The organism is Chitinophaga sp. ARDCPP14 (genome assembly GCF_051362515.1).
GTDB lineage: Bacteria > Bacteroidota > Bacteroidia > Chitinophagales > Chitinophagaceae > Chitinophaga.
In genome coordinates this window covers 71388-95838 of sequence record NZ_JBKIXB010000010.1, presented here as the reverse complement: position 1 = coordinate 95838, position 24451 = coordinate 71388, and the positions used below count along the sequence as shown (strand labels likewise).

The window sequence follows — 24451 nt, the reverse complement described above, 5'->3', positions numbered from 1 at the left end:
TAAAACACATTTCGGGATTTATATCATCCCTTCTTCCGCGAGGCTGTAATACCCGGTTTCGGATACAATGATATGATCCATTACCTGGATATCGAAGAGCATTCCCATATCTTTTATGCGGCTGGTAATCCGGAGATCGGCCTGGCTGGGGCGGAGGCTGCCGGAAGGATGGTTATGGCAGAGTAATAACTTGGTGGCGCCTGTATCCAGTGCTTCCCGGAAAATAATGCGGGGATCCACGACAGTGCTGGTGATGCCGCCGGTACTGAGGTGGCGGTAATGAAGCACTTTGTTGGCGTGGCTGAGGAACAGGACATGGAAGGTTTCATAGGGCTGGTCTGCAAGCATGGGCTTGAAAAACATGGCTGCATCCGATCCGTTGTTGATCACTGTTTTTTTATGGATGGTGCCGGCTTGCCGCCTGCGGGCCAGCTCCATAGCGGCCAGTATGGTAACAGCCTTGGCATAACCCACTCCCCGGATTTTTTGCAGCTTTTTTACGTTTATTTTTCCCAGTTCGGAGAGGTTGTTATTGGCCAGGCGGAGGATTTCCTTTGCCAGCTCAAGGGCGGATTTGCTTTTATGCCCTGTATGCAACAGGATTGCCAGTAACTCTGCATCGCTTAGCGCAGTGGGGCCTATATTGATCAGTTTTTCTCTTGGCTTTTCATTATCCGGCCATTTATGAATAGCCAGGTGGGGAGCCGGGTTAACATCAACAAACATGACTTATTCCATTTATCCAAATATACGAACCTATCATGACACACCTGTTCTTCCAACCACATTTTTCTTTTCCTTTTACCAGTGGATCGTTATAAAATCGTTATATTCGGTACCGATCGTTATAGGAATTTTTCGGGACCTATTATCTCTTAAAACGTTATGATAATGTGATAATTATAGCTGGTTTTTAACAGCTATATAATTTGTATTTCAAAAAAAATCAGGCGGGTACTCCCAAAAAATCCTAGTTTTGCAACCTCTTTTCCACTAGTATCTAGTATGCAACCTTCAGTAAAAATTTTCACAGGCAACAGTAATCCGGCCTTGGCCGAGAAAATTGCCAAGAAATATGGCAAGGGTCTTAATGGCGGTCTTGGCAAAGTAAAGATTCAGAAATTCAGCGATGGGGAAATCCAGCCTGTTTTCCTGGAAAGTATCCGGGGTGACTATGTTTTCCTGATTCAGGGAACCAGTGCGCCTTCAGACAACCTGCTGGAGCTGCTGTTGATGATTGATGCTGCCAAGCGGGCTTCCGCCGGCTATATCACCGCAGTAATTCCTTATTTCGGATACGCCCGCCAGGACAGAAAAGATAAGCCCCGCGTGGCTATCGGCTCTAAACTGGTGGCCAATCTGCTTACTTCTGCAGGGGCTAACAGGGTGATAACCATGGACTTGCATGCACCTCAGATCCAGGGGTTCTTTGATATCCCGGTAGATCATCTTGATAGTTCAGCTATTTTTATTCCTTATATAGAGAATTTAAAGCTGGAAAATCTTACCTTTGCGTCCCCTGACGTAGGAAGTACCAATAGGGTACGTGAAGTAGCGTCTTACTTTAATGCTGAAATGGTTATTTGCGACAAACATCGTAAACGAGCCAATGAAATAGCATCAATGGTAGTGATAGGAGATGTGACAAACAGGGACATTGTGCTCATTGATGATATCTGCGATACTGCAGGCACACTTTCAAAAGCCGCCAACCTGTTAATGGAAAAAGGCGCCCGGAGTGTACGTGCTTTTTGTACCCATCCCGTTTTCAGCGGAAATGCGTACGAAAATATCGAAAAATCAGTACTGCAGGAGATAGTGGTATGTGATACCATTCCTATCAAACCACAGGGAGCCGGTTCCAAGATCAAGGTGATATCTGTTGCAGAGCTTTTTGCGGTAGCCATCCGTAACATGCACGAAAACAAATCAATCACCAGCCTGTTTATTCACAGTCACCGCCGGGGAGATTGATAACATAGTATTTTAATAATCAATATAAATTGTCTAAACAATGAACACAATAACCATCGAAGGACAACTCAGGAGCGAATTCGGCAAAAAAGCCACCCGCCAGATCCGTTCTGAGGAACAAGTGCCTTGCGTTATTTACGGGGGTGCAGAAACTGTTAATTTTTCAGCTCCTGCCAAAGCATTCAAAACACTGGTTTACACTGCAGCTTTCCAGATTGCAGAAATTAAACTGGGTGCTAAAACTTACAGATGCGTATTGAAAGATATGCAGTTTGATGTAGTTACTGATGCACTTGCTCACATCGATTTCATGGAACTGGTAGAAGACAAACAGGTTGCTGTTACCATTCCAATTAAACTGGTTGGTTCTTCTGCAGGTGTTAAAGCCGGCGGTAAACTGGTTAGCAAACTGAAAGCGCTGAAAGTAAAAGCTTTACCTAAGCACCTGGTTGAAAATATCGAAGTTAACATCGATAACCTGGAACTGAACGCGAACATCCGTGTAGAAGACGTGAAAATTGAAGGTGTTGAAATCACCAACTCTCCGCGTATTCCAATCGCTTCTGTGGTAATGACCCGTCAGCTGCGTCAGGAAGAAGCAACTGCTGAAAAAGATGCTAAAAAGAAATAATCTTTTAGATATATTTTTCCAAAAAGCCTCTCTACTTTTAGAGGGGCTTTTTAATTTTGGAAATCTCCAGGTACGAAAACGACCCGTATGAAATACTTAATAGCAGGATTAGGCAATATCGGCGAGGAATACCGGCATACCCGTCATAATATAGGTTTTGATGTGGTAGATGATTTTGTTGCCAGGCATAAAGCCTCCTTCCGGAACGACCGGCTCGCTGATGTGGCGGAATGTAAATGGAAAGGGAAAACGTTTATTGTTATTAAGCCCACCACTTACATGAACCTGAGCGGTAAGGCTATCAAATACTGGCTGGACAAGGAAAAGATACCCGTGGAAAACCTGCTTGTGATCCTCGACGACCTGGCCCTTCCGCTGGATGTGCTCCGCTTACGCCCCGGCGGCAGTGATGCCGGGCATAACGGCCTGAAAAGTATCCAGGAATCCCTGGGTACCAACCAGTATCCCCGCCTGCGTTTCGGGGTAGGTAATAATTATCCCAAGGGCCGCCAGGTGGAATTTGTACTCAGTAAATGGAAAAATACAGAAGAACGGATTGTAGAAGAGAAAATATGGAAATGTTCGGATATCATTGAAAGTTTTGCCAGTATCGGCATTGCCCGTACTATGAACGACAGTAATAAACTGACCTTCCCGTCTGTGAAATAAATTTGTTCATCTGGTTCCTATCTGCTTTTTTTATACTTTAAAACAAACGCATTATGAAAATTATTTGCGTAGGCAGGAATTATGCCGACCATGCCAGGGAGTTGAAGAATGAAGTGCCCACAGAACCGGTGTTATTTATGAAACCAAAGAATGCGTTGCTGCAAAACGGGCACCCGTTCTATTACCCGGAATTTACTACCAACCTGCACTACGAATGCGAACTGGTACTCAGGGTGAGTAAAAACGGTAAACATATCCAGGAAAAATTTGCAGATAAGTACTACGATCATATCTCCGTAGGTATCGATTTTACCGCCCGGGATTTGCAGGATAAGCAAAAAGCGAAAGGATTACCCTGGGAAATAGCCAAAGCTTTCGATAATTCCGCAGTGGTGGGTAATTTCATCCCTATTACCCCGGAAATGGATAAAAAAGATATCAATTTCTGCCTGTATAAAAACAAGGCATTGGCGCAATCCGGTAATACACAGGATCTTTTGTTCTCCTTCGATTTCCTGGTAGCCTATATTTCCCGCTTCTTTACCCTGAACATAGGCGACCTCATTTTTACAGGCACCCCCGCCGGCGTAGGACCAACGGAAATCGGAGACGACTTCGAGGCATTTATTGAAAACGACAGCCTGCTGGAATTCTCTGTTAGATAGCGTAGGTTGTCTTTCTCAGGATTACGCTGATTTTGCTGATTAGCTGGATTTTTACTTTTGGATTTTATAAAGGATTATGGGAGATAGAAGCGGATATATTCGCTCTTATCTCCCATAATTATTATTAAATCTAAAAATCAAAAAAAATCCAAAAGTAAAAATCCAGCTAATCAGTAAAATCAGCGTAATCCTGAGAAAGACAACCTACGCTACGGAATATTTGCATAAATCGTGTCCAGGATCCGGGTTAACTCGGCATAATCCGTTTCTGTCAGCGTTTTCCAGCCAATTTTACGCATATCGTATACCAGCGACTTTACATCTTTATATTTTTCCACTCCGTCCGGGGTGAGCTGTAAATATACCTTCCGGCGATCGTACACATCGGCCTCCCTTTTTACCAGCCCTTTTTTTACCAGCAGCTCAATGATGCGGGAAATGGTGGTAATATCCTTTGAGGTATTACGGGCCAGCTCGTTATGGGTAGTTTTTTTGTGTTTATACAGGTTCTCAATCAGCAACCACTGATCCACTGTAATGTCCTTCTGTTGGGCATCAAACGTTTTTTGCCAATAGTTGCGCAATTTTTTGAGCGTAGCATCCAACTTAAAAAAAGAGGGATTACTGACGAAAGTATCAGGCATATTAATTAATTTGCATTAGCAACTGTTGCTATGGCAACTATTGTTTTTAAATTACCATCATCACCAAAACAGTCTTACTGTGTTTAAAGATAACACAAGCGTTTCAACTTTAAAAACGCCGGCCTCCAACAGGGGTAGTAACGCCGGCGAACGGGCGGAGTTATTAACAGCCTGGCGATTGATGTGTGAAGCCGGCAGTATGGCCGCCATTTATGAGGCAAACCGGCAAATCTGCAAATATGTGCATTCTACTTCCCGCGGACATGAAGCCATACAAATAGCCACCGGACTGCAATTGCGGCCGTGGGACTTTGTAAGCCCCTATTACCGGGATGAGAGCATGTTGCTCGCCATCGGTTTTACCCCTTATGAACTAATGCTCCAATTGCTGGCGAAAGGAGAAGACCCTTTTTCCGCCGGAAGATCTTATTACAGTCACCCTAACAACAGAGCGGCCGATAAACCGCAGATACCCCACCAGAGCAGCGCCACCGGTATGCAGGTGATCCCCACCACCGGCATGGCGCAGGGACTGCAATACCTGGAACAAATACATTCTCCCCTGCTGAAAACAGGGCCGGATGGGGAATTGCCGGTAGTGATCTGTTCACTCGGAGATGGCAGCGTAACGGAAGGAGAGGTGAGCGAAGCCCTGCAATTTGCCGTTCTGAAACAGCTGCCGGTAATTTACCTGGTACAGGACAACGATTGGGGTATCTCCGCCACGGCGGCAGAAGTAAGAACAATGGATGCATATGAATATGCTGCCGGGTTTAAAGGCCTGGAACGCATGCGGGTAGACGGCAGCGACTTCACCGCCAGCTATGCTGCGATGGAAACCGCTATCAGTTATGTAAGACAAGAACGACGGCCTATACTGGTACAGGCAAATGTACCCCTGCTGGGACATCATACTTCCGGCGTGCGAAAAGAATGGTACCGCTCCGCGGAAGACCTGGAAAAGCATGCAGCCAATGATCCGGTTCCTAAAATGAGAGCGCTGCTGTTGAAACACGGCATTACTCCGGAGGAGCTGGACAAAATTGAGCAGACTGCCGCGGCCGATATTGAGGCAGCATTTGACAAGGCTGTACATGCCCCGGAACCATTGCCGGAAACGGTGCAGGAGCACGTATTTGCGCCTGCTGCGGTAACAGCTGAAAGTGGTACCCGCACACCAGCCGGTAAGACCAAAGTAGTAATGGTAGATGCAGCCCTTCACGCTGTGGAAGAGATTATGCAGCAGTATCCGGAAGCTATTTTATTTGGGCAGGATGTAGGCGTAAGGTTGGGAGGCGTGTTCCGCGAAGCGGCCACCCTGGGCGAAAAATTCGGACCACACCGCGTATATAACACCGCGATACAGGAAGCGTACATTATTGGCGCTACTGCAGGTCTATCTGCCGTAGGCGTAAAACCCATTGTGGAAGTACAGTTTGCCGATTATATCTACCCTGGATTCAATCAACTGGTTACAGAAATATCAAAGTCGTGTTACCTGAGCAATGGTAAATTTCCCGTACAAACCCTTATCCGCGTTCCGGTGGGCGCCTATGGCGGTGGCGGTCCTTATCATTCCGGCAGTGTGGAATCCACACTGTTAAGCGTTAAGGGAATCAAAGTGGTGTATCCCTCCAATGCTGCCGATATGAAAGGACTGATGAAAGCTGCATTCCTGGATCCCAACCCGGTAGTGATGCTGGAGCATAAAGGACTGTACTGGAGCAAAGTACCCGGTACACTCGATGCCATGACCATAGAACCTGCAGCTGATTACCTGCTGCCGTTAGGGAAGGGAAATATAATACAACGCGCACATCCAAAAGATACTGCTCAGGGCAATGCGCTTTGCATAATTACTTACGGAATGGGCGTTTACTGGGCCAAAGCTGCTGCCAAGGCCTATCCTGGCCAGGTAACCATAGTGGACCTGCGCACCCTTTTCCCATTGGATGAAGAACTGGTATTTGACATGGTGAAGCAACATGGGAAATGCCTGATCCTTACAGAAGAACAACTCAATAATTCTTTTGCACAGGCATTGGCAGGACGCATTCAGCAAACATGCTTCCGGTTCCTCGATGCTCCTGTATTTACGGTGGGGGCGCTGGATTTGCCGGCAGTGCCGCTTAACACCGGCCTGGAAGCAGCCATGTTGCCCACGCCTGCAAAAGTAGCAGCTGCTATCAGCGAACTGCTAGCCTATTGACCATCACGATACTAAATTGAAAACGGCCATCTCAATTAAGAGACGGCCGTTTTGGGTTTTCCGCATCCAGGTTAAAGTCGTTTACTACTTTACCCAACCAGTTTATCAGTAACCAGGGTTTTGAACCAGGTTAGGATTAATACTTGTTTGTTTGAAAGGAATCGGGAACAACTTGTACTTATCAGCAGATGGCTGATGATCCCACCAGGTGGCGGTGGTAAATTTGCCAAAGCGGATCAGATCCGAACGGCGTTTACCTTCAAAGATGAACTCACGGCCTCTTTCAGCAAGCAGTTCATTCATGGTGAGCGTAGTAGGGGTATAAGCCTCTGCTGCCCAGTCTTCCGCTTTGAAAGCACGCTTTTTACAGGTGTTGATAAGATCTACTGCATCCTGTGTTGCGATGCCGTTATTTTTTCTCATCAGTGCTTCCGCCTTGTTGAAATAAATTTCTGTCAAACGGTATAATACAAAGTCGTTGCCCCAGTAGTTAGGATCGTTTTGTGTGCCGGGAACATATTTTGCGAAACGTGCGCCGCTGTTCTCTTCACCCTGCGTCATGCCACCGGCGCCGCTTTCTCCTTCTGTGTTTCTGCGGATTTCTTTCACAAATACAAGCGGTTTTCCATTGTATTCCTCTGTGCCGAGTACCAAACTGTCTGCAACGCTGGTGCGTAGTGCCGGATCTTTTTTCTGTGGTCCGATCAGCATCCACTTTTGCTTGCGGAGGTCATTGTCTTTATACGCATCATAAGCAGTAGGAACTACAACGATACTATTGTTTCCATCTACGTCGGCGTTGTAGACCTGGCGTTGACGGTAGTGCCAAAAATCACCTTGCCATCCGAAGCGGGAGTTACCGGCTCTCAGGTCATAGGCGAGCTGGAATAGGTCTTCCGGGGAGGTATTGTTGTTGTTGGCAAAAGCGCGGAAAATATCCGGTTCCAGTGCGGGTACAGCGCCGCTGAGGGAGCCGCCGTCGCCTGCAATGATCTTATTGCAATAGTTAACACAGTCGTCCCAGCGTGGGGTGCCTGTCCATTCCTGTGCGTTGAGATAGAGCTCTACCAGCATCGCATAGCCGCCCGCTTTGGTGGCGCGGCCTACCATGTCTGCGGATAATGGTTTCAGCAGTTCCACATTTTCTTTCAGTTCTTTTTCAACGAACTCAAATACTTCTTTGCGGGTTTTGGTAGCCGGAGATGCCGGTGTACCTACTTCTGTTACGATGGGAATGTTACCATAGAGGTCCATCAGTTTCAGGTAATGCCAGGCGCGCACCACTTTTGTTTCTGCAATAAAGGAGGCTTTGTCTTCATTGGTCATACCAATTTTAGTGAAGTCCATAGCCGCCAGATCTACCAGTGTATTGTTACAGAACCCCATTCCCCAGTACATCAGTCTCCACGGGTTCCAGGCATTGTCTTCATTGGCAATCCAGGTATGGTTATGCAGGCGGATCCAGTTGCCGCCATCATAACCGTGTTTGCCTTTCTGCGGCCATGCCAGCTGATCGGCGGAAAGCTCCTGCAGGCGCCAGTAGCCGGTTTGACCGGTAGGAGCGGCCCATGCGCCGGCATGCGTAAACGGACGCAGTACGGCAGACAGTACTTCTTCTTTATTATGATAAAAATTATCTGAAATAATTTCGCTGTATGGTTTTTCATCGAGCTTGGTACAGGCGCTCAATCCGAGGGCCAGCAAGGCTGCGCTGATATATGCTTTATTTTTTTTCATACGTTACAATTTTGCTGCTTTTAAAATCCAAGGTTCAATCCGATAGTGTAGGAGCGGGTGCGTGGATAAAATCCTCTTCCATCTATACCGGAATCCAGCGCAGTATCCTGCAGTTCGGGATCAAGACCGCTGTATTTGGTGATGGTAGCGATATTACGGCCGCTCGCATACACGCGCAGGTTGCGGATATATTTGGTTTTCAGTTTGAAATTATAACCGAGGGTGATGTTATCCAGTTTCACGAAATCGCCTTTTTCCAGGTAGTAATCAGAGAACTGTGGATCGTCATTCAGCTTATCATTTTTACCGATAGCAGATGATAACATGTTATTCGGTTTCCATTTTTTATTACCGAAGTACATATCCTGCAGGTTCAGGATATCGAAACCGAATTTGCCGCGGAAGAGGATACTCAGGTCAAAGTTCTTGTAACGGAAAGTATTGTTCCAGGAAGCCATGTACTTGGGAATACCATTTCCGATCACTGTTTTATCGTCCGGATTGATTTCAGAAGTAGTGGCTTTGCTGCCATCTTTTTTATAGAACTGCCATTTGCCGTCGTCAGTAAGACCTGCGTAGCGGTAGCCATAGAAAGTGCCGAGCGGACCGCCTTCTACTACGCGGATGGCCTGGCCAAGATTACCCGGAGATGGGAGATCTCCATAAAACTGTTCAGTGGCTTTATAAATCTGGTTGGAGAATGACACCATTTTATTCCGCTGGGAGTTGAAGGCGAGATCACTGTTCCAGGAAAAATCTTTGCTTCTTACCGGTACCGCATTGATCACTACTTCCACCCCGTTGTTGGAGATCTCCCCTACGTTGGTGAAGATATTATCCAGGATATTGGAGGGCAGCTGTGCCGTGTAGTTGAATAACAGGTCTTCTGTTCTACGGCTGTATACATCAACGGAACCGCCGATTCTGTTTTTCAGCAGGGAGAAATCAAGACCCACGTTGAACTCTTTCTTCTTTTCCCATCTCAGGTCCGGGTTTGGATTTTTATTGGGGCCATAAGTCTGGATCCATTTACCATACTGGAGGTAAGCGCCCCCTGTTCCCAATGTGATCAGGGATTGGTAGTTAGGAATACCCTGGTTACCGGTAACACCATAGCCGGCGCGCAGTTTCAGGTGGTTGATAACAGTGAGGTCCTGCATGAAGGCTTCTTTTGAAATCACCCATCCGGCGGATACTGCAGGGAAGTTACCCCATTTGTAGTTGGCACCGAAGCGGGAAGAACCTTCATGGCGCAGGATAGCCTGCAACATGTATTTCTGTTTGTAGTTATAGTTTATCCTGCCGAAGAATGCAATGAGGGTATTGTCTACCTTGTTGCTGCTCTGTGTAGGGCGTGGCAGTTTTGGATCATTTAAGGCGTTACCTGCAGAGATGTTCCAGTCTTCAAACGCATCGGTGAGGAAGCCGTTGTTATCCATGGCATACTTTTCCAGGGTGCTGTACTGATAGCTGTAGCCGCCGAGCACATTGAATGTATGGTCTGAATTGATTGTCTTTGTATAGTCTACCGTAGCTTCAAAAGTTTTATCCATAGCGGCGGAATTGGCTTTATACGCATAACCGCCACCCTGGAAGTCCTGGATGGAAGAGCGGGAAGCCTTCATTTTATACTGGCGGTCAGTATACTCATCACGGACAATAGCGCCGAAGGCAGAAAATTTCAAATCCTGAATAGGCTCCAGCGTTATACGTGCATCTCCTGAATAGGTTTTCTGATCCCTTTCGTATAATTCCTGCTGTAAGCGGGCCAGTGGATTGTAGTTATTGAAACCGTTTGTTTCAACATATTTACCATCAGGTCCAAAAATCGGCGCAGTAGGATTCCGTTGTACTGCCTGCTCAAAATCGGCGCCTGGGTTGCCGGCTTTGTTATCACCGTCACCGCTGTTTCCACCGTTTAAGTTGGCTTTACTGAAATTGCCTGCCAGGTTGAACTGCATGGTGAGCATGCCCTGTAAGCCGGTCTGGTTTACATTCACCCTTCCGCCGTATTGTTTACGGCCGTTTTCGAGGGCAATACCATTGGCATCGTTGTAATAAAGGGATGCGCGGTAGTTGCTGTTTGCAGTACCACCGGAGGCTGCGAAGTTGTGGTAATGACTAAGATTGTTTTTGTCGAGCAGGAGATCATACATATCCACATCGGCGCCCTGGTCGTTGGTGGCGCCGGCCACTTTTACATATTCTGCTGCGCTGAGTATGCTGGGTCTTTTGGCCACAGCTTCGCGTTGCAGGTAGGTAGAGTAAGTATACTGCGGATCACCTGCTTTACCTTTTTTAGTAGTGATGAGGATTACCCCGTTGTTACCGCGGGTACCATAAATAGCAGCTGCGGAACCGTCTTTCAAAACGTCGAAAGTAGCGATATCATCCTGTTGCAGCAGGTCGAGGTTGCCTCCGGGAATACCATCCACAACGATCAGCGGCTTCATATCACCGGATATGGAGCTGATACCCCTGATCTGTATAGAAGCGCCGCTGTTGGGGTTATTCCCCTGGGTCCTGGTAACGGATAAGCCGGCTACTTTACCCTGGATCAGATCCATTGGAGAGCGGGAGCCGCCCTGGTTGAAGTTTTCCGCCTTTACAGTAGCTACTGAAGTGGTTACTTCATTTCTTTTTTGGGTACCGTAACCCACTACCACTACGTCTTGCAGCGACTTTACGGAAGCTGCCAGTTTTACATTCATGGCGTTAGCTGATGCCGGTACTTCCTGGGGGAGGTAACCAACAAAAGTAAATATCAGCACGGCATTTTCCGGCGCCTGCAGGGTAAAGGTACCATCGGGTTTGGTGATGGTTCCGCTGCTGGTTCCTTTTATCTGAACAGATACACCGGGAATTGCGGTGTTGTCATTGGCATCCGTTACTTTTCCGGATACGGTTTTGCCTTGTGAAAAGGCAAACAGCGAGAAGAGCATCAGTACCATACTGGCAAAGCAGGTCCGTGCCCAAAACGTGGATCGTTTGTGCATATACGTTAATTGAAGTTGGTTAATAAAGAAAAGCCGGGTTGCTTATTAGGAAAAACGATTTAGCAATAAGCCTACAGGCTGATTTTTAAAATTTTTCAGATACTGGTTTTATCATTTAAATAGTGAAAAATATCTCCTGAATGAAGATGCTGCCTGGTTTCCGGTCAGGCATGCAATGGTTCCCATTATATTCGCATAAGCAAAATGTACGATCCTTACAGTACTGTTTAGTCAGTAGTATATCGATTTAGCAAACAATAAGAATAACAAGTTCAGTTAGCTTTTTTACCTGGAATATATTTTAATTACTATATTTTTTTCGTTCATACGCGGTGTGTAATGCATAGATTTCCCGACGCCTATCATAGTCTCCGTTAAAAAATCGATTTAGCAATAGGTTCCAAAAAAAAGATCCATGTGAATCTTTTATTAAATAACAAGTCAAATAACGCAGCACTTTTTCTCTTGCCCGGAATAAAAGTAATATTTATTTGTATTAAATGAAATCATTTTTAACATTTTTTTTTGAGATCCGGGTCAAACGAAGGGATATACCGGATCAATCACCGGCTGTACATATCGCTGATTTCTTTCAGGATTTCATAAACGGCCTGCTGATTACCTTCGTTATAGCGTCGGGCCCAGAAAGAAACCAGCCAAACGGTCATCCGGTGTGCATCCAGGTCGTTGTTATTCAGTGAAGGATCTACGCGAATCATGCTACTTAACACCTGTCTTACCTCTCCAATGAAATTTTCTGAGGGGCCATGATCAGTACTGATGGCCATCTTAATATAGAGTTTTTCCAGCTGTGCCGTTACGTTTTCATTTGCCTGGAGTGCGCTATAAGTGAGTAATAATTTTTCCACATAATAACGTGCCGGGGAACGTTGGTAAGTATTATACGGCAGCATTTCGTATAACAGGTTTTTATAACTGGCGAAGGATGCACGCAGCCGGGCCTCATCGCGGCCAGTCCAGGCAAGTTGCCGGATAGCGGGCTCTAACCCGTGATTTTTCGTATAGGCGGTTGTGTTATACGGATCTTCCGATTCTCCTTCATAATACAGCGGTTGTACATATGAATGCCACATCAGTGCGAGATCAAAAGTTTGCTTTTTTTTCACCACATGGCTGTCCAGTTGCAGCTGTTCATGCAACAGATAGGCAGTAGCATCACGGAGCTGGGAAACGCTGAGCGGAAATTCTGCAGCGGTCTTCATTTCATAGGTAACGCTGTCTACCGCCACTGCGGCCTGTACTGTCGCTTCATCCAGCGCAACAGCGGCAGCTGCTCCGGCTTTGTCATTTGACAAATATTCCGGCTGGCTGCTTTTACGCACAGTTCGCACTGTAATAAAAATAACCACCATTGCTGCAATACATACAATAGTAGCAGTATAGGTTTTGTTTCCCATATGGATAAAAAGGTTAACTATCAACAAATATATTATAATATGGCGCAAAAAAAAGTGATTAGCAGGAATACTGTTAATCACTTCAGGAGATGTATTATAAGGGATTGGAGGATAGATATAATATTTGATATCCTGTTTAAGCACATGTCCACAGGTGACAATGTAAATGTACCGCCGCAGCAATTGCTGTGGAAGACGATTCAGGAAAAGTATTTATAGATTCCGGAAAAAGAGGGGGGGAGTAACAGGGAGACTAACCGGCCTCCCTGTAAAAGAAAGTATTAGATATCGCCGGAAACGGGACTGTTGCCTGCTTTCGCGGCCTGGCTATCGCGGGTATTTTTCTGTACCGTGATAGCGCCGAAAACGCTCAGCAAAAATGCAAATGCGTAAAATCCTTTTTCGCTTGGTGCAAGGGTGGCATTCCATAATCCGATAGTAAGCAACAGGATGGTAAGCAACATGGACACCCAGCTGAGACCATAATAAATGTCGGTTACGGGAACACCTTCAATCCTGTCGCGCACGCACTTCTGGACAGATACCGCTGCGAACAGGCCGTACATTAAAACGGTGAAGTAATATCCTTTTTCATTCAGTTGCATAGTGGATGCATTCCACAGGCCGATGATAAAGCCCAGGATACCTGCAAATACCGCTACCCAGGAGGCGGCAATAAATGCCATTGATGGTTTTTGTTTCATTGAGTAATAAAATTTGTTTAGGGATTGGGTTGATGGCTAACAAAAACTGCTTTCAGGTATTGATGGCCTGTTGTAATAATACTATTTATTTTCGATCTGTTGCGGTATAAAAAAAGTCCTGCACTTTCAGTACAGGACTTTTACTTTTTGTAGCGAGGAGCGGATTCGAACCACTGACCTTCGGGTTATGAGCCCGACGAGCTACCTCTGCTCTACCTCGCATTGTGGAGTGCAAATGTAGGTAAATAATTTAAACCACAAAATTTAAATGTTGTTTTTTATGAGCACAGCCGCATGTTCCAGGGCAATGAGGTTTTTGCGTGGAAAAACAGATCCGGTATAATGTAGTGCCGTAGCGCGTTTGATGGAATTGGTCTTGCGCTTCTTTTTTATTTTCTGTGAGATGAAAAATATTTTTGATCGAAGAGATGACTAATAGTTTGATATGAATAAACTGCCAGCCATCTCTTCTTTCTAAAAAAAATTATATCCTGCTTCTTCGTAATCTTAATAAAGTATTTACGAGCGTATCAATATCCGCACAACTGTTGTAGAATGCCAGTGATGGCCTCACGGTGCTTTCCACGCCAAACCTGCGAAGGATGGGCTGTGCGCAATGGTGGCCGGATCTTACTGCAATTCCTTCCTGGTTGAGCGCCGCACCCACCTGTTCAGTTGTGAAATCTTTAAACACAAAAGACAACACGCTTGTTTTATCGGGAGCGGTGCCTATCAGGCGCAAACCAGGTATGTCTTTCAATAACTGTGTGGCATATACGAGCAAGTAATGTTCATACTGGTATATAACATCAATGCCTATATGATTTACGTAATCAATGGCAGCGCCTAGTCCTACGGCGTCGGCTATGTTACCGGTACCGGCTTCAAAGCGCCCGGGGGCGGCGTGGTATTGGGTGTGTTCAAAGGTTACATCTTTGATCATATTACCGCCACCCTGCCAGGGTTGTGTTTCATTCAGCAATGCCTCTTTGCCGTACAATACGCCGATGCCGGTGGGGCCAAAAACTTTGTGCCCGGAAAATACGTACCAGTCGCAATTAAGCCGCTGTACATCAGCGCGCATATGCGATACCGCCTGGGCGCCATCTACCAGTACTTTAGCGCCTGCCTGGTGGGCGAGTTCCACTATTTGTTGGGCCGGTGTAACGGTACCGAGTGCATTGGACACCTGTGTAAAAGACACCAGCTTTGTTTTAGCGCCAAGCAGTTTCTGGTATTCAGAAAGTATGATCTGCCCGTCGTCATCCACAGGAATTACTTTTATCAGCAATCCTTTTTTGGCAGCCAGTTGTTGCCACGGTACAATGTTAGCATGATGCTCCAGGTGGCTCAGAATAATTTCATCGCCTGCCTGCAGGAATTGTTCGCCCCAGCTTTTGGCGACGAGGTTAATGGCTTCCGTGGCGCCGCGAACAAATACGATTTCATTCACGGAGGCAGCATTCAGAAAAGCCCTTACCTTTTCGCGGGCGCCTTCATAAGCATCTGTGGCGCGTGCTGCCAGTTCATGAGCGGCGCGGTGAATATTTGAATTTTCATGTTCATAAAAATAGCTGATCCGTTCAATGACACTCCGCGGCTTCTGCGTAGTAGCGGCATTATCCAGCCATATCAGCCGGCGGCCGTTCACCTGTTCCTGCAATATGGGGAAGTCCGCCCTCACCCGGTTGATATCCAACGGAGGCTGGGTAGCGCCGGTGATACCTGCTGCTTTTTCCGGTAAGAAATAGTAGGAGGTGCCTGCGGAAGGCAGCTGCGATGTATAGGTGGATGACGGTATACTTTTCAGTGCCCGTTGCAGTTCCTGTTCAAAAGAAGGATCATACGCCGTTGTTGGATGCGTGAGCGCAGCCGGTGAAATACCGCTGCCTGCCACAGAAGCAGGAATGCCGCCGTTACCGGAAAAGTGAGGATCCGGTAAACTGGTGGGCGCCTGCGTAACATCCGTTACGCTTCCCTGTTGCAGTAACGGGTCCTGGATGGGGGCAGCAGATGCGTAGCCTGCGGAGGGCGCATCATTACCGGATTGCAGGGAGGAAAACAACTGGTTGGCCAGTTTTTCCAATGCGGCAATATCCGGTAATCCATCGGGTTGGAAATTATTTGTATTCATGGTACTTGCCTATTTCTACATCATCCAATACAGCAATGGCATCGTCTACCAATACTGCCAGTGAACAGTAAAGGGATACGAGATAGGAAGCAATGGCCTGATGGTTAATGCCCATGAAGCGCACAGATAACCCGGGCGACTGTTCTCCCGGTAAGTTAGGCTGGTACAAGCCAACTACTCCCTGCCTGCTTTCGCCGGTGCGTAAAAGAATGATCTTGGATTTACCGTTTTCGATGGGCACTTTATCGGATGGTATCAGCGGAATGCCGCGCCAGGTAATAAATTGAGAGCCGAAAAGGGAAACGGTGGGAGGAGGCACACCCCGTCTGGTGCATTCCCGGCCAAAGGCGGCAATGGTGAGCGGATGCAGTAAAAAGAAACCGGGCTCCTTCCATACTTTGGTGATAAGTTCATCCAGGTCGTCCGGAGTAGGCGCGCCGGTGCGTGTTTTAATACGCTGCGAGGCTATTACGCTGTTCAGCAAACCATATTCCTTGTTGTTAATCAGTTCGCTTTCCTGCCTTTCCTTAATGGTTTCGATGATCAGCCGCAACTGTTCGCTGATCTGGTTGTAAGGTTTGCTGTAGAGGTCCGACACGCGGGTATGTACATCCAGCACCGTATTTACTGCACTGAGATTGTACTCACGTGGGTTATCAATGTAATCCACAAAGGTTTGCGGCAGTTCGCGTTCATCCCTTCCGGAACAATCCACGGTTACATTGCTTTCATCTTTTACTTTGTTAAGCCTGTACACGCCCGATTCTACCGGGATCCAGCTCATTAATCGCGTGAGCCAGCGGGGGGTAATGGTAGACATTTGCGGGACCGTACGGGTGGCAATGGCAAGCTGTCTTGCGGCGACGTCGCCTAGTGCGGTCTGAACTTTCTGTTGAGTTTCATCAGCCATGTGGGGATCAGTTTTTGAATTTTAAATAATTGTGGTGTCATTGACCGGGAGCAAAAATGTGTGGTGGCTCATTTTCACTCCCGCCGGTGGGTGTAATAGCAGTTAAATTAAGCCTTTTTGTTTAATTATCGGCGCACATTTTTAATCTGTGGGCGGGGCAGGTAAGCGCCTGCGCGGGGAGGTGTTGTCTGTAGAAATATTATTTATACTTTTACGACAAATGTGGGTCAGCATTTACCGGCCTGGAAACAAAGCCATGGCGGTAATAGGGAACAGTGAGGGCTACGGTGGCAGTATGATAAATGGAGTGGCAGGTGCATGCCTGCCACTCCATGGTATTACAGGTCTGAATAGTCTGTTGGTCTCAGGAACAGGATATCTGATTTAGATACATTGTGACTGTATTCTTCCAGCGCCGACAGGGCTTTCCATTTCGGATCTGCACTAAATGCCTTCCAGTGTTCATCGCGGTCTTCCTTATTGTTGAAAGTGGTCATGTACATCAGGTTGGGCATGCGTGAACCGGAAATGACAGTGGCATAAAACACCGCATTAAAGTTGAGGTTTTTGAAAATGCCGATTTCGTCGCCGGTATTGAACATCTTTACTTTATTGACGTGGTATTTCTCGGAAGGGCTTTCATAACTGCGTAGTTCGTATACCCGCTCACTTTTGGGAGCTTTCAATGAGGGAGCCTCCAGTACGGGCATCCCGGGAAACGCCTGTAACAGGATGGATTCTATCCTGGTAAAAGGAACGTTGTTCCAGGCTGCATCCGTATAGTCTTTCCCGTTAGCCTGGAAGGACTTGTCGGCCTGCAGGGTTTTATCCAGGTTGGTGAACTGTTCGAGCGACTGGAATGGGATCAATACATAGATCCGGATTTCGGCCGTATCGGCAGTAACCGGTTTAAACACGCCGGCCTGTTTGATGCCTGCATGGTGTAATGCCGGGAGAAATGCTTTTTCCAGGTAATTATCTACCAGTGTTTCCTGCGCTTTTGTTTTCAGGTGGTAGATTTTGATCTGATAAAATTGTCGTTCTTTGGCAGTGAGTGTAGCTGAACAAAACATCATGAGTGCCATTAACAGGGTGGAATATCTTTTCATAAAAAATTAATTGTATACCTGACAAAATACAGCAATTGAGGCAGGAATTATAGTATTGCCGGGATTGTGTTATTTTTCGATCTTAAAAGAATAATTATGTCTGAGCCGGTAATGTTGATAGACCAGCCTAATAACAGGGGAACTTTATATGCCGTAGTGGAGCAGGACGACAGAGTGGCTTATTTTTACCTGTATCCATCGGAATTGTTGACCACAAAGTATTCGCCGCGACCATGCTGGTTACGTAACCTGCAGCCGGCGCCCGCATCGAAAGACGTTGCAGCCATGAAAGAAGGCATGGCGCCTATGTTGGAAGCAGCCTACTGCAACCACCCCGAAGGCCGTGAACCGCTGGAAAAAGAGCGTATAACAATTGTATGGACGGAAGAGGGAGATGGAGCAGCGGTATTATATGATAATGAAATACTGGGTGTGATACCGGGCTGGAGTTTGTATAATGACGAACACGCGGTAGCCTATGCTGCTGATTGTACCGGCGCCGGCGAAAACGACCGGCTGATGCCACTGGGCAAACGGGGCGCCAACGCCATGTACGAGCGCGTAGACCAGGCCATTGCCTTCTGGAAAGACTGGGAAGGCGAAACCAGCCAGGCATGGAGCATTTTGCAGGACCAGTATCTGAAAGCCTATGAAGCCGAGTTTGGTCCCATCCAGAAGTACTACGCCATCGACGGCGGACAATGGCCCCCGATGGCATTGGGTAAATTTGAGAAAGATGAGGTGGTATACCTGCTCACCCTGGGGATTAGTATCCGCCCGATGCCATGGGTAGAACTCCTGTACAGCGACCGGGCACCCGGGTTTCGCCGGATGGAACTGGCGATGGCAGTGAGCAGCAAAGATTTTACGGATAAAGAGATCATGGCGATGGCCGGCCTGATGTCTGATATGGCCGACAGGCCCTGGAAACAGGTTACCTGGCTGGGAGAAGGCCATACGGTGAGCTCTGAGGAACTACCTGCGCCTTTCGAGAGCGTAGTGGTATCCTCCGCCTTATATAATGGCCCCGCCATCGGGCTGCCGGAGGTATATGGCGATAAGGTGAACTTATACTGGCTGGCCCCCATCACCAAACTGGAAAGGGAATATGCGCACTCCCGGCCTAATGCAGGCTACGACCTGCTGGAGAAAATGATCCATCATAACCTGAACCACATCGTTACCCGCAGGGCCGAATTGCCCGCTGATAAATAAGGATACCTCTTTTACAGGAAAAGGTCTGCTGCAAAGCAGACCTTTCTCTTACTGGTGGCTGGTTTAGGAATTTTTTGAAAAAAAGTTGAAATAATCTGTAACGAAGTGATTCCATCGCCTACTAATTCTGAAAAGAAAATCAAAAGCATATGAAAAATATCTTCAGGAATATCGCAGCAGCTACATTGGTAATCACAGGCTTATTTGCAGGTAAAGCGGTTGCACAGCAGCCAACCAGCCAGGACAAATCATTATTGTGGGAAGTCAGCGGTAACGGATTATCGAAGCCCTCTTATTTGTATGGCACCATCCACATGATTTGTGAAAATGATTTTAAAGTAACAGAAAAAACCAAACAGGCATTAAGTAAGTCGGCGCAACTGGTCATTGAAGCCAATATCCTCGACCCCAATATTAACACCATTATGGCTAAAGCCATGGCGTCTGATGTGCCGTTGAGTAAAAAATTATCTCCTGCCGACTACCACGACGTGGATTCTATCCTGAAAAGTAAATGTGGCGTGCCTTTGGCGCCATTTGAAAACTATCAGCTGGTCGCTACTATCTCCCTGCTGGCCATGAAATCATTTCCCTGCCAGGAATTAAAATCTTATGAAACTACTTTTATACAAACAATGCAGGCAGATAAGAAGCATGTCGGTTACCTGGAAGGATTAGAAGAACAGGTGGGATACCTGCTGAAATCTTATACCGATAAACAAATTGTTGAACAGGTAAAGGCTTTCGACAGCAGCAGTATAAACATGAACAAACTGGTGGCAGCCTATAAAGCAGAAGAGCTGAGTAATATGTACAACCTGATGACTACTCCGGACCAGATGGATGAAAATACCATTCACTGGATGCTGGAAGTGCGGAACAAAAACTGGGTTGATAAAATGCCCGGAATGATGCAGCAGGAAAGCACTTTCTTTGCAGTGGGCGGCGCCCATCTTGCAGGCCCTATCGGATTGATTAAATTATTAAGAGAGAAAGGATATACGGTTACACCTATTTTGAACTAAAGCTATCACCGATTGAAAAACAAGGAAAAAGAATTTCTTGAACTGGTTGAAGCCCACAAAGGAATTATTCATAAGATTTCCAGGATGTATATGGATGCTGAAGATGATCAGCAGGATCTGACACAGGAAATTATCTACCAGCTATGGAAATCTTACGACTCCTTTCAGCACCAAAGCCGCTTCTCCACCTGGATGTACAGGGTTGCGCTGAATACCGCACTGGTATTCTTCAAAAAAGAAAAAAGAAAAATGGCTGTTACAGACACCATGCCGGAACACATGGCCATGGAAGAAAATGTAACAGCTACAAAAGAACTGCAACTGGCACACTTTTACAGGGCGGTACAGAAACTGGAAAGATTGGAAAAGGCATTGGTTTTTCTTCACCTGGAAAATTATTCCCACAAAGAGATCGGTGAAAACCTGGGTATCTCCGAAGGAAATGCCAGAATTAAGCTCAGCAGGGCAAAAGACAAATTAAAAGAACTGATTAAAAAACAAGGTTATGAATTTTGATGATATAAAATCTGCATGGAACAACGATAATGAAAGCGGCAATGTAGTGGTTCCTTCCAGTGTAGACCAGTTAAAAACTTTACAACTGCCGGTGGAAAAACTGCGTAAAGCGATGCAAATGGAATTTTTTGTACAGCTTTTCAGCCTGGTACTGATAGCGTTTACACCTAAAATTTTTCCACTCGATCCCGTGATGGTGGTGCCTTTTTATGCGGTGTACCTGGTGGTGATCGCCATCTCTGTTCAATATTATTATAAGTTCAATACTTTTTATAAGAGTCTTGGTACAAATACCCTCAGCTCAAAAGACAATCTATATGCTTTGTATTACGAGGCCAGGCTGAATATTGAAATGTATAAAGCTTACACCTATACACTGCTTCCTTTTGCGCTGATCATTGGCGTTATGTACATGGTGAGTCATAAAAGCAGCGAGATGACCAGCTTGCTGGCAAAGGCTGCTGATCACCGGGGAATTGCGCTGGGTTTAGCTGCAGCTTTTGTTTTGCTGGTGTTACTGATTACCGCCTTAACGGAAATATGGATCAAACAAAGTTATGGGAAGTACCTGAAGCAGATCGGGCAGGTGCTGGAACAGTTTAAAGAAAATGCATAGATAAGAATAAAAAGTAAAGAGCGGGCCGACATCATTTGTCGGCCCGCGCTTTATTTTAAAGTAAGTATTACTTCTGGTAGCTGCCCACCAGTTTTATGAGTTTATCAGGTGCATTGGAAATAATGCCATCTACTCCCCAGGAGATGAGTTTTTTTAATTCGCTTTCGTCATCTACGGTCCAGGGAATCACCGCCACTTTTTTATCGTGTGCTTCTTTTACCAGGGTCGGCGTTACCAACAGGTAGTTCGGGCTATAGATGGTGGGCGTGAATCCCAGCTTCTCAAGGTTGTCGCTGAAGCTGTCTTTGTTACCTATCAGCAAAGCGGTTTTCTGACCGGGATGGGTTTTATGCAATTCCTGGAGTGTGCGGATGTCGAACGACTGGATAATAACGCGGTCCGTAATTTTTTTCCTGTTGATGACTTCCATTACGCGGGCTACAAATTCCGCTGGTCCGGGATTATAGATGCCATCGCCATCGGGAGCGCTTTTGGTTTCCATGTTGTAAAACACTGGTTTGAGGTGATGTGTTTTTACATACGTTTCCACACTATCTATCAGGTCTGTTAGCAGTGGCCGGTGAACCATCATTTTTTCCTGTTGCGGAAAGCGGGGATGTGGTTTTGTACCGGCGTCATATTTCCGGATGCTGTCGTAAGACATTTTATACAACGCGAGGCTTTTTTCTTCGGCTTTGGAGATATCCGAGCCATCAGGCTTACGCATAAATTCTGCCGACATATACGCATCGTGCGATACGACTACCTGTTGATCTGCTGTAATGATGCAGTCGAGTTCCAGTGTTCTGGCGCCTAATTTTACGGCGTTGATCATAGCGGGAATGGTATTCTCCGGCATCAGGGCCATTCCCCCGCGATGTGCCTGTACATCTATCGGTTGTTGTGCGATTGCGCTACTGGTAAACAGACTACCCAGGACAGCTAAAAATAAAGTACGGTTCATCATTGCAAAGTGAATATAAATGGTTTACCGGCAATGTTATTTTATTGTTGCTTCACGATCCTTGCGGCCCACCCGCCGCCAACGTTCATTACTACCGGTACTTTCGAGTTTTTATCTACCGTTATCTGTTCCATTTTATAATCCTGTGCGTTCCTGTCGGCGTTGATACCATCTTTCCAGACATGCATGATATAGGTACCTTCCGGCAGGAAAGAACAATCCAGTGTTAAGGTGCGTGGTGTGAAGTTTGTCATACCGCCTACATACCAATCGCCGTTAGCGGCCTTGCGCGCGGTAAGGATATAGTTGCCAACGCTGGCCTGCAGGGCAATGGTGGTATCCCATACGCTGGGAACCGCCTCGAGGAACTGCATACACTCCGGTTCTTTGTAATAGTGCGTGGGATTATCTGCCAGCATTTGCAGCGGGCTTTCATATACCACGTACATTGCCAGTTGATGGCAACGGGTACCGATGCTCATTGGATTGCTGTAATGTGGTGCCCAGTCTCTTTTTTGTGCATTCAGCATAGCGCCGGGTGTATAGTCCGCCGGTCCTGCTGCCATACGGATAAAGGGAAAGGTAACGTTATGATCCGGTGCAATGGATTTGCTTTGATCGCCTTTGCTTTGCTCCAGTCCATACACGCCTTCAAAGGAAATTACGTTGGGGTATGTACGTTGGAGCCCCGCGGGTTTATGCGCGCCGTGGAAGTCTACCAGCATTTTATGTGCAGCAGCGGCTTTGGCCACCCTTTCATAAAAGTTCACCATTGGCTGGTCATCGCGCTGCATGAAGTCGACCTTAATCCCTTTGATATTCCATTTGGCAAAGCGTTCCATTGCGGCGTCCAGCTGCTGATCCAGTGCCAGCCACGTCGTCCACAGGATGATGCCTACATTTTTGGAAGCCGCGTAGCGCGATAATTCTTCCATATTTATGTCGGGTACTGTTTTCAGCAGGTTGCGGGTATCGCTCCAGCCTTCGTCCAGTACTACATATTCCAGTTTGTATTTAGCGGCAAAGTCGATGTAATATTTGTAAGTGTCGGTGTTGACACCCGCCCGGAAATCCACCTGGTAAATATTATTATCGTTCCACCAGTCCCAGATGGCCTTGCCGGGCTTCACCCAGCTGTAGTCGCCGGTAGCTGGTTCCGCCAATTGATAAGGAAGTTCATTTACCAGCAGGTCTTTATCTTCCGGTGCTATCATCACAATGCGCCAGGGCAATTGGGAAGCGCCTTCTTTTTTGGCAATAAAGTTTTCCCTGGTTTCCACTTCTTCATCACGGTCGGAGGTTACTTTTTTCTTTATCGGGTAGTGGGGAAATACGGCCTCCAGTGTGTTGCTGCCATTTCCCTGAAGCCACATTCCTGCGTGATTAAGGAGACCGGTTTCGGTGATCAGTAATTTGGCGCCGTTTACGCTGAACAGTGCAGGCAGGCTGGCCAGGCTTTTCGGGCCGCGGATACTATCTATGGTCAGTTTTTTATAGAGGCGTTCGTTATGGGAGAAGAACCCGCTTTCAACCGGGTACCAGGCGCTGTCTTTCGCCTGGAGGGCGAAGCCGGCCTGCTCGTTTACCACCTGCCAGGCGCCTTTGTTATTAATGAGCCATCGCCATGCAATACCATTATTGTAGGCGCGCCATTGCAGGGAGGTGCGGTTTTTAAAATTGAGCTGCAACTGATCGTAGTGATCTTCAATGAAGGTACTTTTCTGCTTTACTACCGGGCGAAGCGTTTGTGTTACCGACGACGTTTTAGTGCCGGCAACTTTCCAGTTACCATCAGGGCTAACAGAGGTAGCCACGCCGATAGTGGCCGGCTGCAACAATACCTGGCCATTGTAGGATAAGGAATACTGTATACTATCCCTTACGGTTATACGTATATTTATTTTGCCGTCGGGCGAACGCAATGTATATTCCTGTGCCGCTGCTGCTATGCTTCCTGTAATGGCTATCCAGGCAAGCATCCATCCTTTCAGATTCATTATTTCCGTTTTAAGTTGTATAAAATGCAATTTCCTCCGTACGGAGAAGCAGGGGTTAAATTAATCGTTATTTCATAAACTTTACATGATAAATTACCGGCTGTATCCTGAAAGCTGCTTTCAATAACAGTACTGGCGTTTGGTGAGTGTTGGCATGCTAGATAAGTTAATCTTTCATCACTGTTGAACATTTGATTATAAACATTAGGTGTCCTGCTTATTATTTAACGGCAGAGCTCTTTTATTTTATCGCATCGCCAGCGTTATTTTTTTGTTCGCGTATGATTGAAATTGTGACACTTGTTGTATATTAGTTGC

Annotated in this window: 21 protein-coding genes and 1 tRNA gene; 9 read left to right on the top strand and 13 right to left on the bottom strand. The window is 46.5% G+C overall.

Going from position 1 to position 24451, the window contains the following annotated elements; all coding sequences use genetic code 11:
- Positions 1-18: 18 nt before the first annotated feature.
- Positions 19-726 carry a RadC family protein gene (gene radC / locus ACLHR0_RS24495; RefSeq protein WP_429051358.1) on the bottom strand — a complete coding sequence of 236 codons (708 nt, stop codon included), beginning with the start codon at positions 724-726 and terminating at the stop codon, positions 19-21.
- Between the two features lie 279 nt (positions 727-1005).
- Here radC and ACLHR0_RS24490 point away from each other — a divergent pair, with 279 nt between their 5' ends.
- The 4 genes from ACLHR0_RS24490 (at position 1006) to ACLHR0_RS24475 (ending at position 3939) form a co-directional block, all read left to right on the top strand.
- Positions 1006-1974, top strand: coding sequence for a ribose-phosphate pyrophosphokinase (locus tag ACLHR0_RS24490; RefSeq protein ID WP_079470848.1), 969 nt, complete (start codon positions 1006-1008; stop codon positions 1972-1974).
- A gap of 40 nt (positions 1975-2014) precedes the next feature.
- Positions 2015-2605, top strand: coding sequence for a 50S ribosomal protein L25 (locus ACLHR0_RS24485; protein WP_370912530.1), 591 nt, complete (start codon positions 2015-2017; stop codon positions 2603-2605).
- Between the two features lie 87 nt (positions 2606-2692).
- Positions 2693-3274, top strand: a complete 582-nt coding sequence (gene pth, locus ACLHR0_RS24480) for an aminoacyl-tRNA hydrolase (protein ID WP_370912529.1) — start codon at positions 2693-2695, stop codon at positions 3272-3274.
- 53 nt (positions 3275-3327) lie between these two features.
- Positions 3328-3939, top strand: a complete 612-nt coding sequence (locus tag ACLHR0_RS24475; RefSeq protein ID WP_370912528.1) for a fumarylacetoacetate hydrolase family protein — start codon at positions 3328-3330, stop codon at positions 3937-3939.
- Positions 3940-4148: 209 nt separating this feature from the next.
- On the opposite strand, the gene ACLHR0_RS24470 is transcribed toward ACLHR0_RS24475, so the two are convergent.
- Positions 4149-4583 carry a MarR family winged helix-turn-helix transcriptional regulator gene (locus ACLHR0_RS24470; RefSeq protein WP_370912527.1) on the bottom strand — a complete coding sequence of 145 codons (435 nt, stop codon included), beginning with the start codon at positions 4581-4583 and terminating at the stop codon, positions 4149-4151.
- Between the two features lie 79 nt (positions 4584-4662).
- Between ACLHR0_RS24470 and ACLHR0_RS24465 the strand changes: the two genes are divergently transcribed.
- Positions 4663-6792: an alpha-ketoacid dehydrogenase subunit alpha/beta gene (locus ACLHR0_RS24465; RefSeq protein WP_436490159.1), complete on the top strand. Its 2130-nt coding sequence runs from the start codon at positions 4663-4665 to the stop codon at positions 6790-6792.
- 105 nt (positions 6793-6897) lie between these two features.
- Here ACLHR0_RS24465 and ACLHR0_RS24460 read toward each other — a convergent pair whose 3' ends face one another.
- The 9 genes from ACLHR0_RS24460 to ACLHR0_RS24420 all read right to left on the bottom strand — a co-directional run bounded on the left by ACLHR0_RS24460 (position 6898) and on the right by ACLHR0_RS24420 (position 17800).
- Positions 6898-8529 carry a RagB/SusD family nutrient uptake outer membrane protein gene (locus tag ACLHR0_RS24460; RefSeq protein ID WP_436490157.1) on the bottom strand — a complete coding sequence of 544 codons (1632 nt, stop codon included), beginning with the start codon at positions 8527-8529 and terminating at the stop codon, positions 6898-6900.
- Positions 8530-8549: 20 nt separating this feature from the next.
- Complete coding sequence (locus ACLHR0_RS24455) at positions 8550-11525, bottom strand: SusC/RagA family TonB-linked outer membrane protein (protein ID WP_436490155.1); 2976 nt, start codon at positions 11523-11525, stop codon at positions 8550-8552.
- A gap of 563 nt (positions 11526-12088) precedes the next feature.
- Positions 12089-12943: a hypothetical protein gene (locus ACLHR0_RS24450; protein ID WP_436490153.1), complete on the bottom strand. Its 855-nt coding sequence runs from the start codon at positions 12941-12943 to the stop codon at positions 12089-12091.
- A 281-nt stretch (positions 12944-13224) separates the two neighbouring features.
- Complete coding sequence (gene yiaA / locus ACLHR0_RS24445; RefSeq protein WP_429051345.1) at positions 13225-13647, bottom strand: inner membrane protein YiaA; 423 nt, start codon at positions 13645-13647, stop codon at positions 13225-13227.
- Between the two features lie 150 nt (positions 13648-13797).
- A tRNA-Met gene (locus ACLHR0_RS24440) sits at positions 13798-13869 on the bottom strand.
- A 262-nt stretch (positions 13870-14131) separates the two neighbouring features.
- Positions 14132-15781 carry a family 2A encapsulin nanocompartment cargo protein cysteine desulfurase gene (locus ACLHR0_RS24435; protein WP_436490151.1) on the bottom strand — a complete coding sequence of 550 codons (1650 nt, stop codon included), beginning with the start codon at positions 15779-15781 and terminating at the stop codon, positions 14132-14134.
- On the bottom strand, positions 15768-16691 hold the full coding sequence (locus tag ACLHR0_RS24430) for a family 2A encapsulin nanocompartment shell protein (RefSeq protein WP_429051343.1): 924 nt from the start codon (positions 16689-16691) through the stop codon (positions 15768-15770). The genes ACLHR0_RS24435 and ACLHR0_RS24430 overlap by 14 nt, the downstream gene beginning before the upstream one ends.
- A 211-nt stretch (positions 16692-16902) precedes the next feature.
- Positions 16903-17025, bottom strand: coding sequence for a hypothetical protein (locus ACLHR0_RS24425; protein ID WP_429051342.1), 123 nt, complete (start codon positions 17023-17025; stop codon positions 16903-16905).
- A gap of 4 nt (positions 17026-17029) precedes the next feature.
- Complete coding sequence (locus ACLHR0_RS24420) at positions 17030-17800, bottom strand: NIPSNAP family protein (protein ID WP_429062864.1); 771 nt, start codon at positions 17798-17800, stop codon at positions 17030-17032.
- A gap of 96 nt (positions 17801-17896) precedes the next feature.
- Here ACLHR0_RS24420 and ACLHR0_RS24415 point away from each other — a divergent pair, with 96 nt between their 5' ends.
- The 4 genes from ACLHR0_RS24415 to ACLHR0_RS24400 all read left to right on the top strand — a co-directional run bounded on the left by ACLHR0_RS24415 (position 17897) and on the right by ACLHR0_RS24400 (position 21172).
- Complete coding sequence (locus ACLHR0_RS24415) at positions 17897-19015, top strand: suppressor of fused domain protein (protein WP_436490149.1); 1119 nt, start codon at positions 17897-17899, stop codon at positions 19013-19015.
- A gap of 149 nt (positions 19016-19164) precedes the next feature.
- Positions 19165-20040, top strand: coding sequence for a TraB/GumN family protein (locus ACLHR0_RS24410; RefSeq protein WP_436490147.1), 876 nt, complete (start codon positions 19165-19167; stop codon positions 20038-20040).
- Between the two features lie 12 nt (positions 20041-20052).
- The gene (locus tag ACLHR0_RS24405; RefSeq protein WP_436490145.1) at positions 20053-20556 is read left to right on the top strand and encodes an RNA polymerase sigma factor; all 504 of its coding nucleotides are present in this window, start codon (positions 20053-20055) and stop codon (positions 20554-20556) included.
- Positions 20546-21172, top strand: coding sequence for a hypothetical protein (locus ACLHR0_RS24400; protein WP_370912515.1), 627 nt, complete (start codon positions 20546-20548; stop codon positions 21170-21172). Before ACLHR0_RS24405 ends, ACLHR0_RS24400 begins: the two co-directional genes overlap by 11 nt.
- A gap of 67 nt (positions 21173-21239) precedes the next feature.
- On the opposite strand, the gene ACLHR0_RS24395 is transcribed toward ACLHR0_RS24400, so the two are convergent.
- A complete protein-coding gene (locus ACLHR0_RS24395) occupies positions 21240-22139 on the bottom strand; it encodes a glycerophosphodiester phosphodiesterase family protein (RefSeq protein WP_436490142.1) in 900 nt (299 codons plus the stop codon).
- A gap of 38 nt (positions 22140-22177) precedes the next feature.
- The gene (locus tag ACLHR0_RS24390; RefSeq protein WP_436490140.1) at positions 22178-24133 is read right to left on the bottom strand and encodes a glycoside hydrolase family 97 protein; all 1956 of its coding nucleotides are present in this window, start codon (positions 24131-24133) and stop codon (positions 22178-22180) included.
- Between the last annotated feature and the right edge of the window lie 318 nt (positions 24134-24451).

Excerpts from the sequence above, each read along its gene's own strand:
- radC (WP_429051358.1), bottom strand. The coding sequence starts at position 726 with ATGTTTGTTGATGTTAACCCGGCTCCCCACCTGGCTATTCATAAATGG.
- ACLHR0_RS24490 (WP_079470848.1), top strand. The coding sequence starts at position 1,006 with ATGCAACCTTCAGTAAAAATTTTCACAGGCAACAGTAATCCGGCCTTG.
- ACLHR0_RS24485 (WP_370912530.1), top strand. The coding sequence starts at position 2,015 with ATGAACACAATAACCATCGAAGGACAACTCAGGAGCGAATTCGGCAAA.
- pth (WP_370912529.1), top strand. The coding sequence starts at position 2,693 with ATGAAATACTTAATAGCAGGATTAGGCAATATCGGCGAGGAATACCGG.
- ACLHR0_RS24475 (WP_370912528.1), top strand. The coding sequence starts at position 3,328 with ATGAAAATTATTTGCGTAGGCAGGAATTATGCCGACCATGCCAGGGAG.
- ACLHR0_RS24470 (WP_370912527.1), bottom strand. The coding sequence starts at position 4,583 with ATGCCTGATACTTTCGTCAGTAATCCCTCTTTTTTTAAGTTGGATGCT.
- ACLHR0_RS24460 (WP_436490157.1), bottom strand. The coding sequence starts at position 8,529 with ATGAAAAAAAATAAAGCATATATCAGCGCAGCCTTGCTGGCCCTCGGA.
- ACLHR0_RS24455 (WP_436490155.1), bottom strand. The coding sequence starts at position 11,525 with ATGCACAAACGATCCACGTTTTGGGCACGGACCTGCTTTGCCAGTATG.
- ACLHR0_RS24450 (WP_436490153.1), bottom strand. The coding sequence starts at position 12,943 with ATGGGAAACAAAACCTATACTGCTACTATTGTATGTATTGCAGCAATG.
- yiaA (WP_429051345.1), bottom strand. The coding sequence starts at position 13,647 with ATGAAACAAAAACCATCAATGGCATTTATTGCCGCCTCCTGGGTAGCG.
- ACLHR0_RS24435 (WP_436490151.1), bottom strand. The coding sequence starts at position 15,781 with ATGAATACAAATAATTTCCAACCCGATGGATTACCGGATATTGCCGCA.
- ACLHR0_RS24430 (WP_429051343.1), bottom strand. The coding sequence starts at position 16,691 with ATGGCTGATGAAACTCAACAGAAAGTTCAGACCGCACTAGGCGACGTC.
- ACLHR0_RS24425 (WP_429051342.1), bottom strand. The coding sequence starts at position 17,025 with ATGGAGTGGCAGGCATGCACCTGCCACTCCATTTATCATACTGCCACC.
- ACLHR0_RS24420 (WP_429062864.1), bottom strand. The coding sequence starts at position 17,800 with ATGAAAAGATATTCCACCCTGTTAATGGCACTCATGATGTTTTGTTCA.
- ACLHR0_RS24415 (WP_436490149.1), top strand. The coding sequence starts at position 17,897 with ATGTCTGAGCCGGTAATGTTGATAGACCAGCCTAATAACAGGGGAACT.
- ACLHR0_RS24410 (WP_436490147.1), top strand. The coding sequence starts at position 19,165 with ATGAAAAATATCTTCAGGAATATCGCAGCAGCTACATTGGTAATCACA.
- ACLHR0_RS24400 (WP_370912515.1), top strand. The coding sequence starts at position 20,546 with ATGAATTTTGATGATATAAAATCTGCATGGAACAACGATAATGAAAGC.
- ACLHR0_RS24395 (WP_436490142.1), bottom strand. The coding sequence starts at position 22,139 with ATGATGAACCGTACTTTATTTTTAGCTGTCCTGGGTAGTCTGTTTACC.
- ACLHR0_RS24390 (WP_436490140.1), bottom strand. The coding sequence starts at position 24,133 with ATGAATCTGAAAGGATGGATGCTTGCCTGGATAGCCATTACAGGAAGC.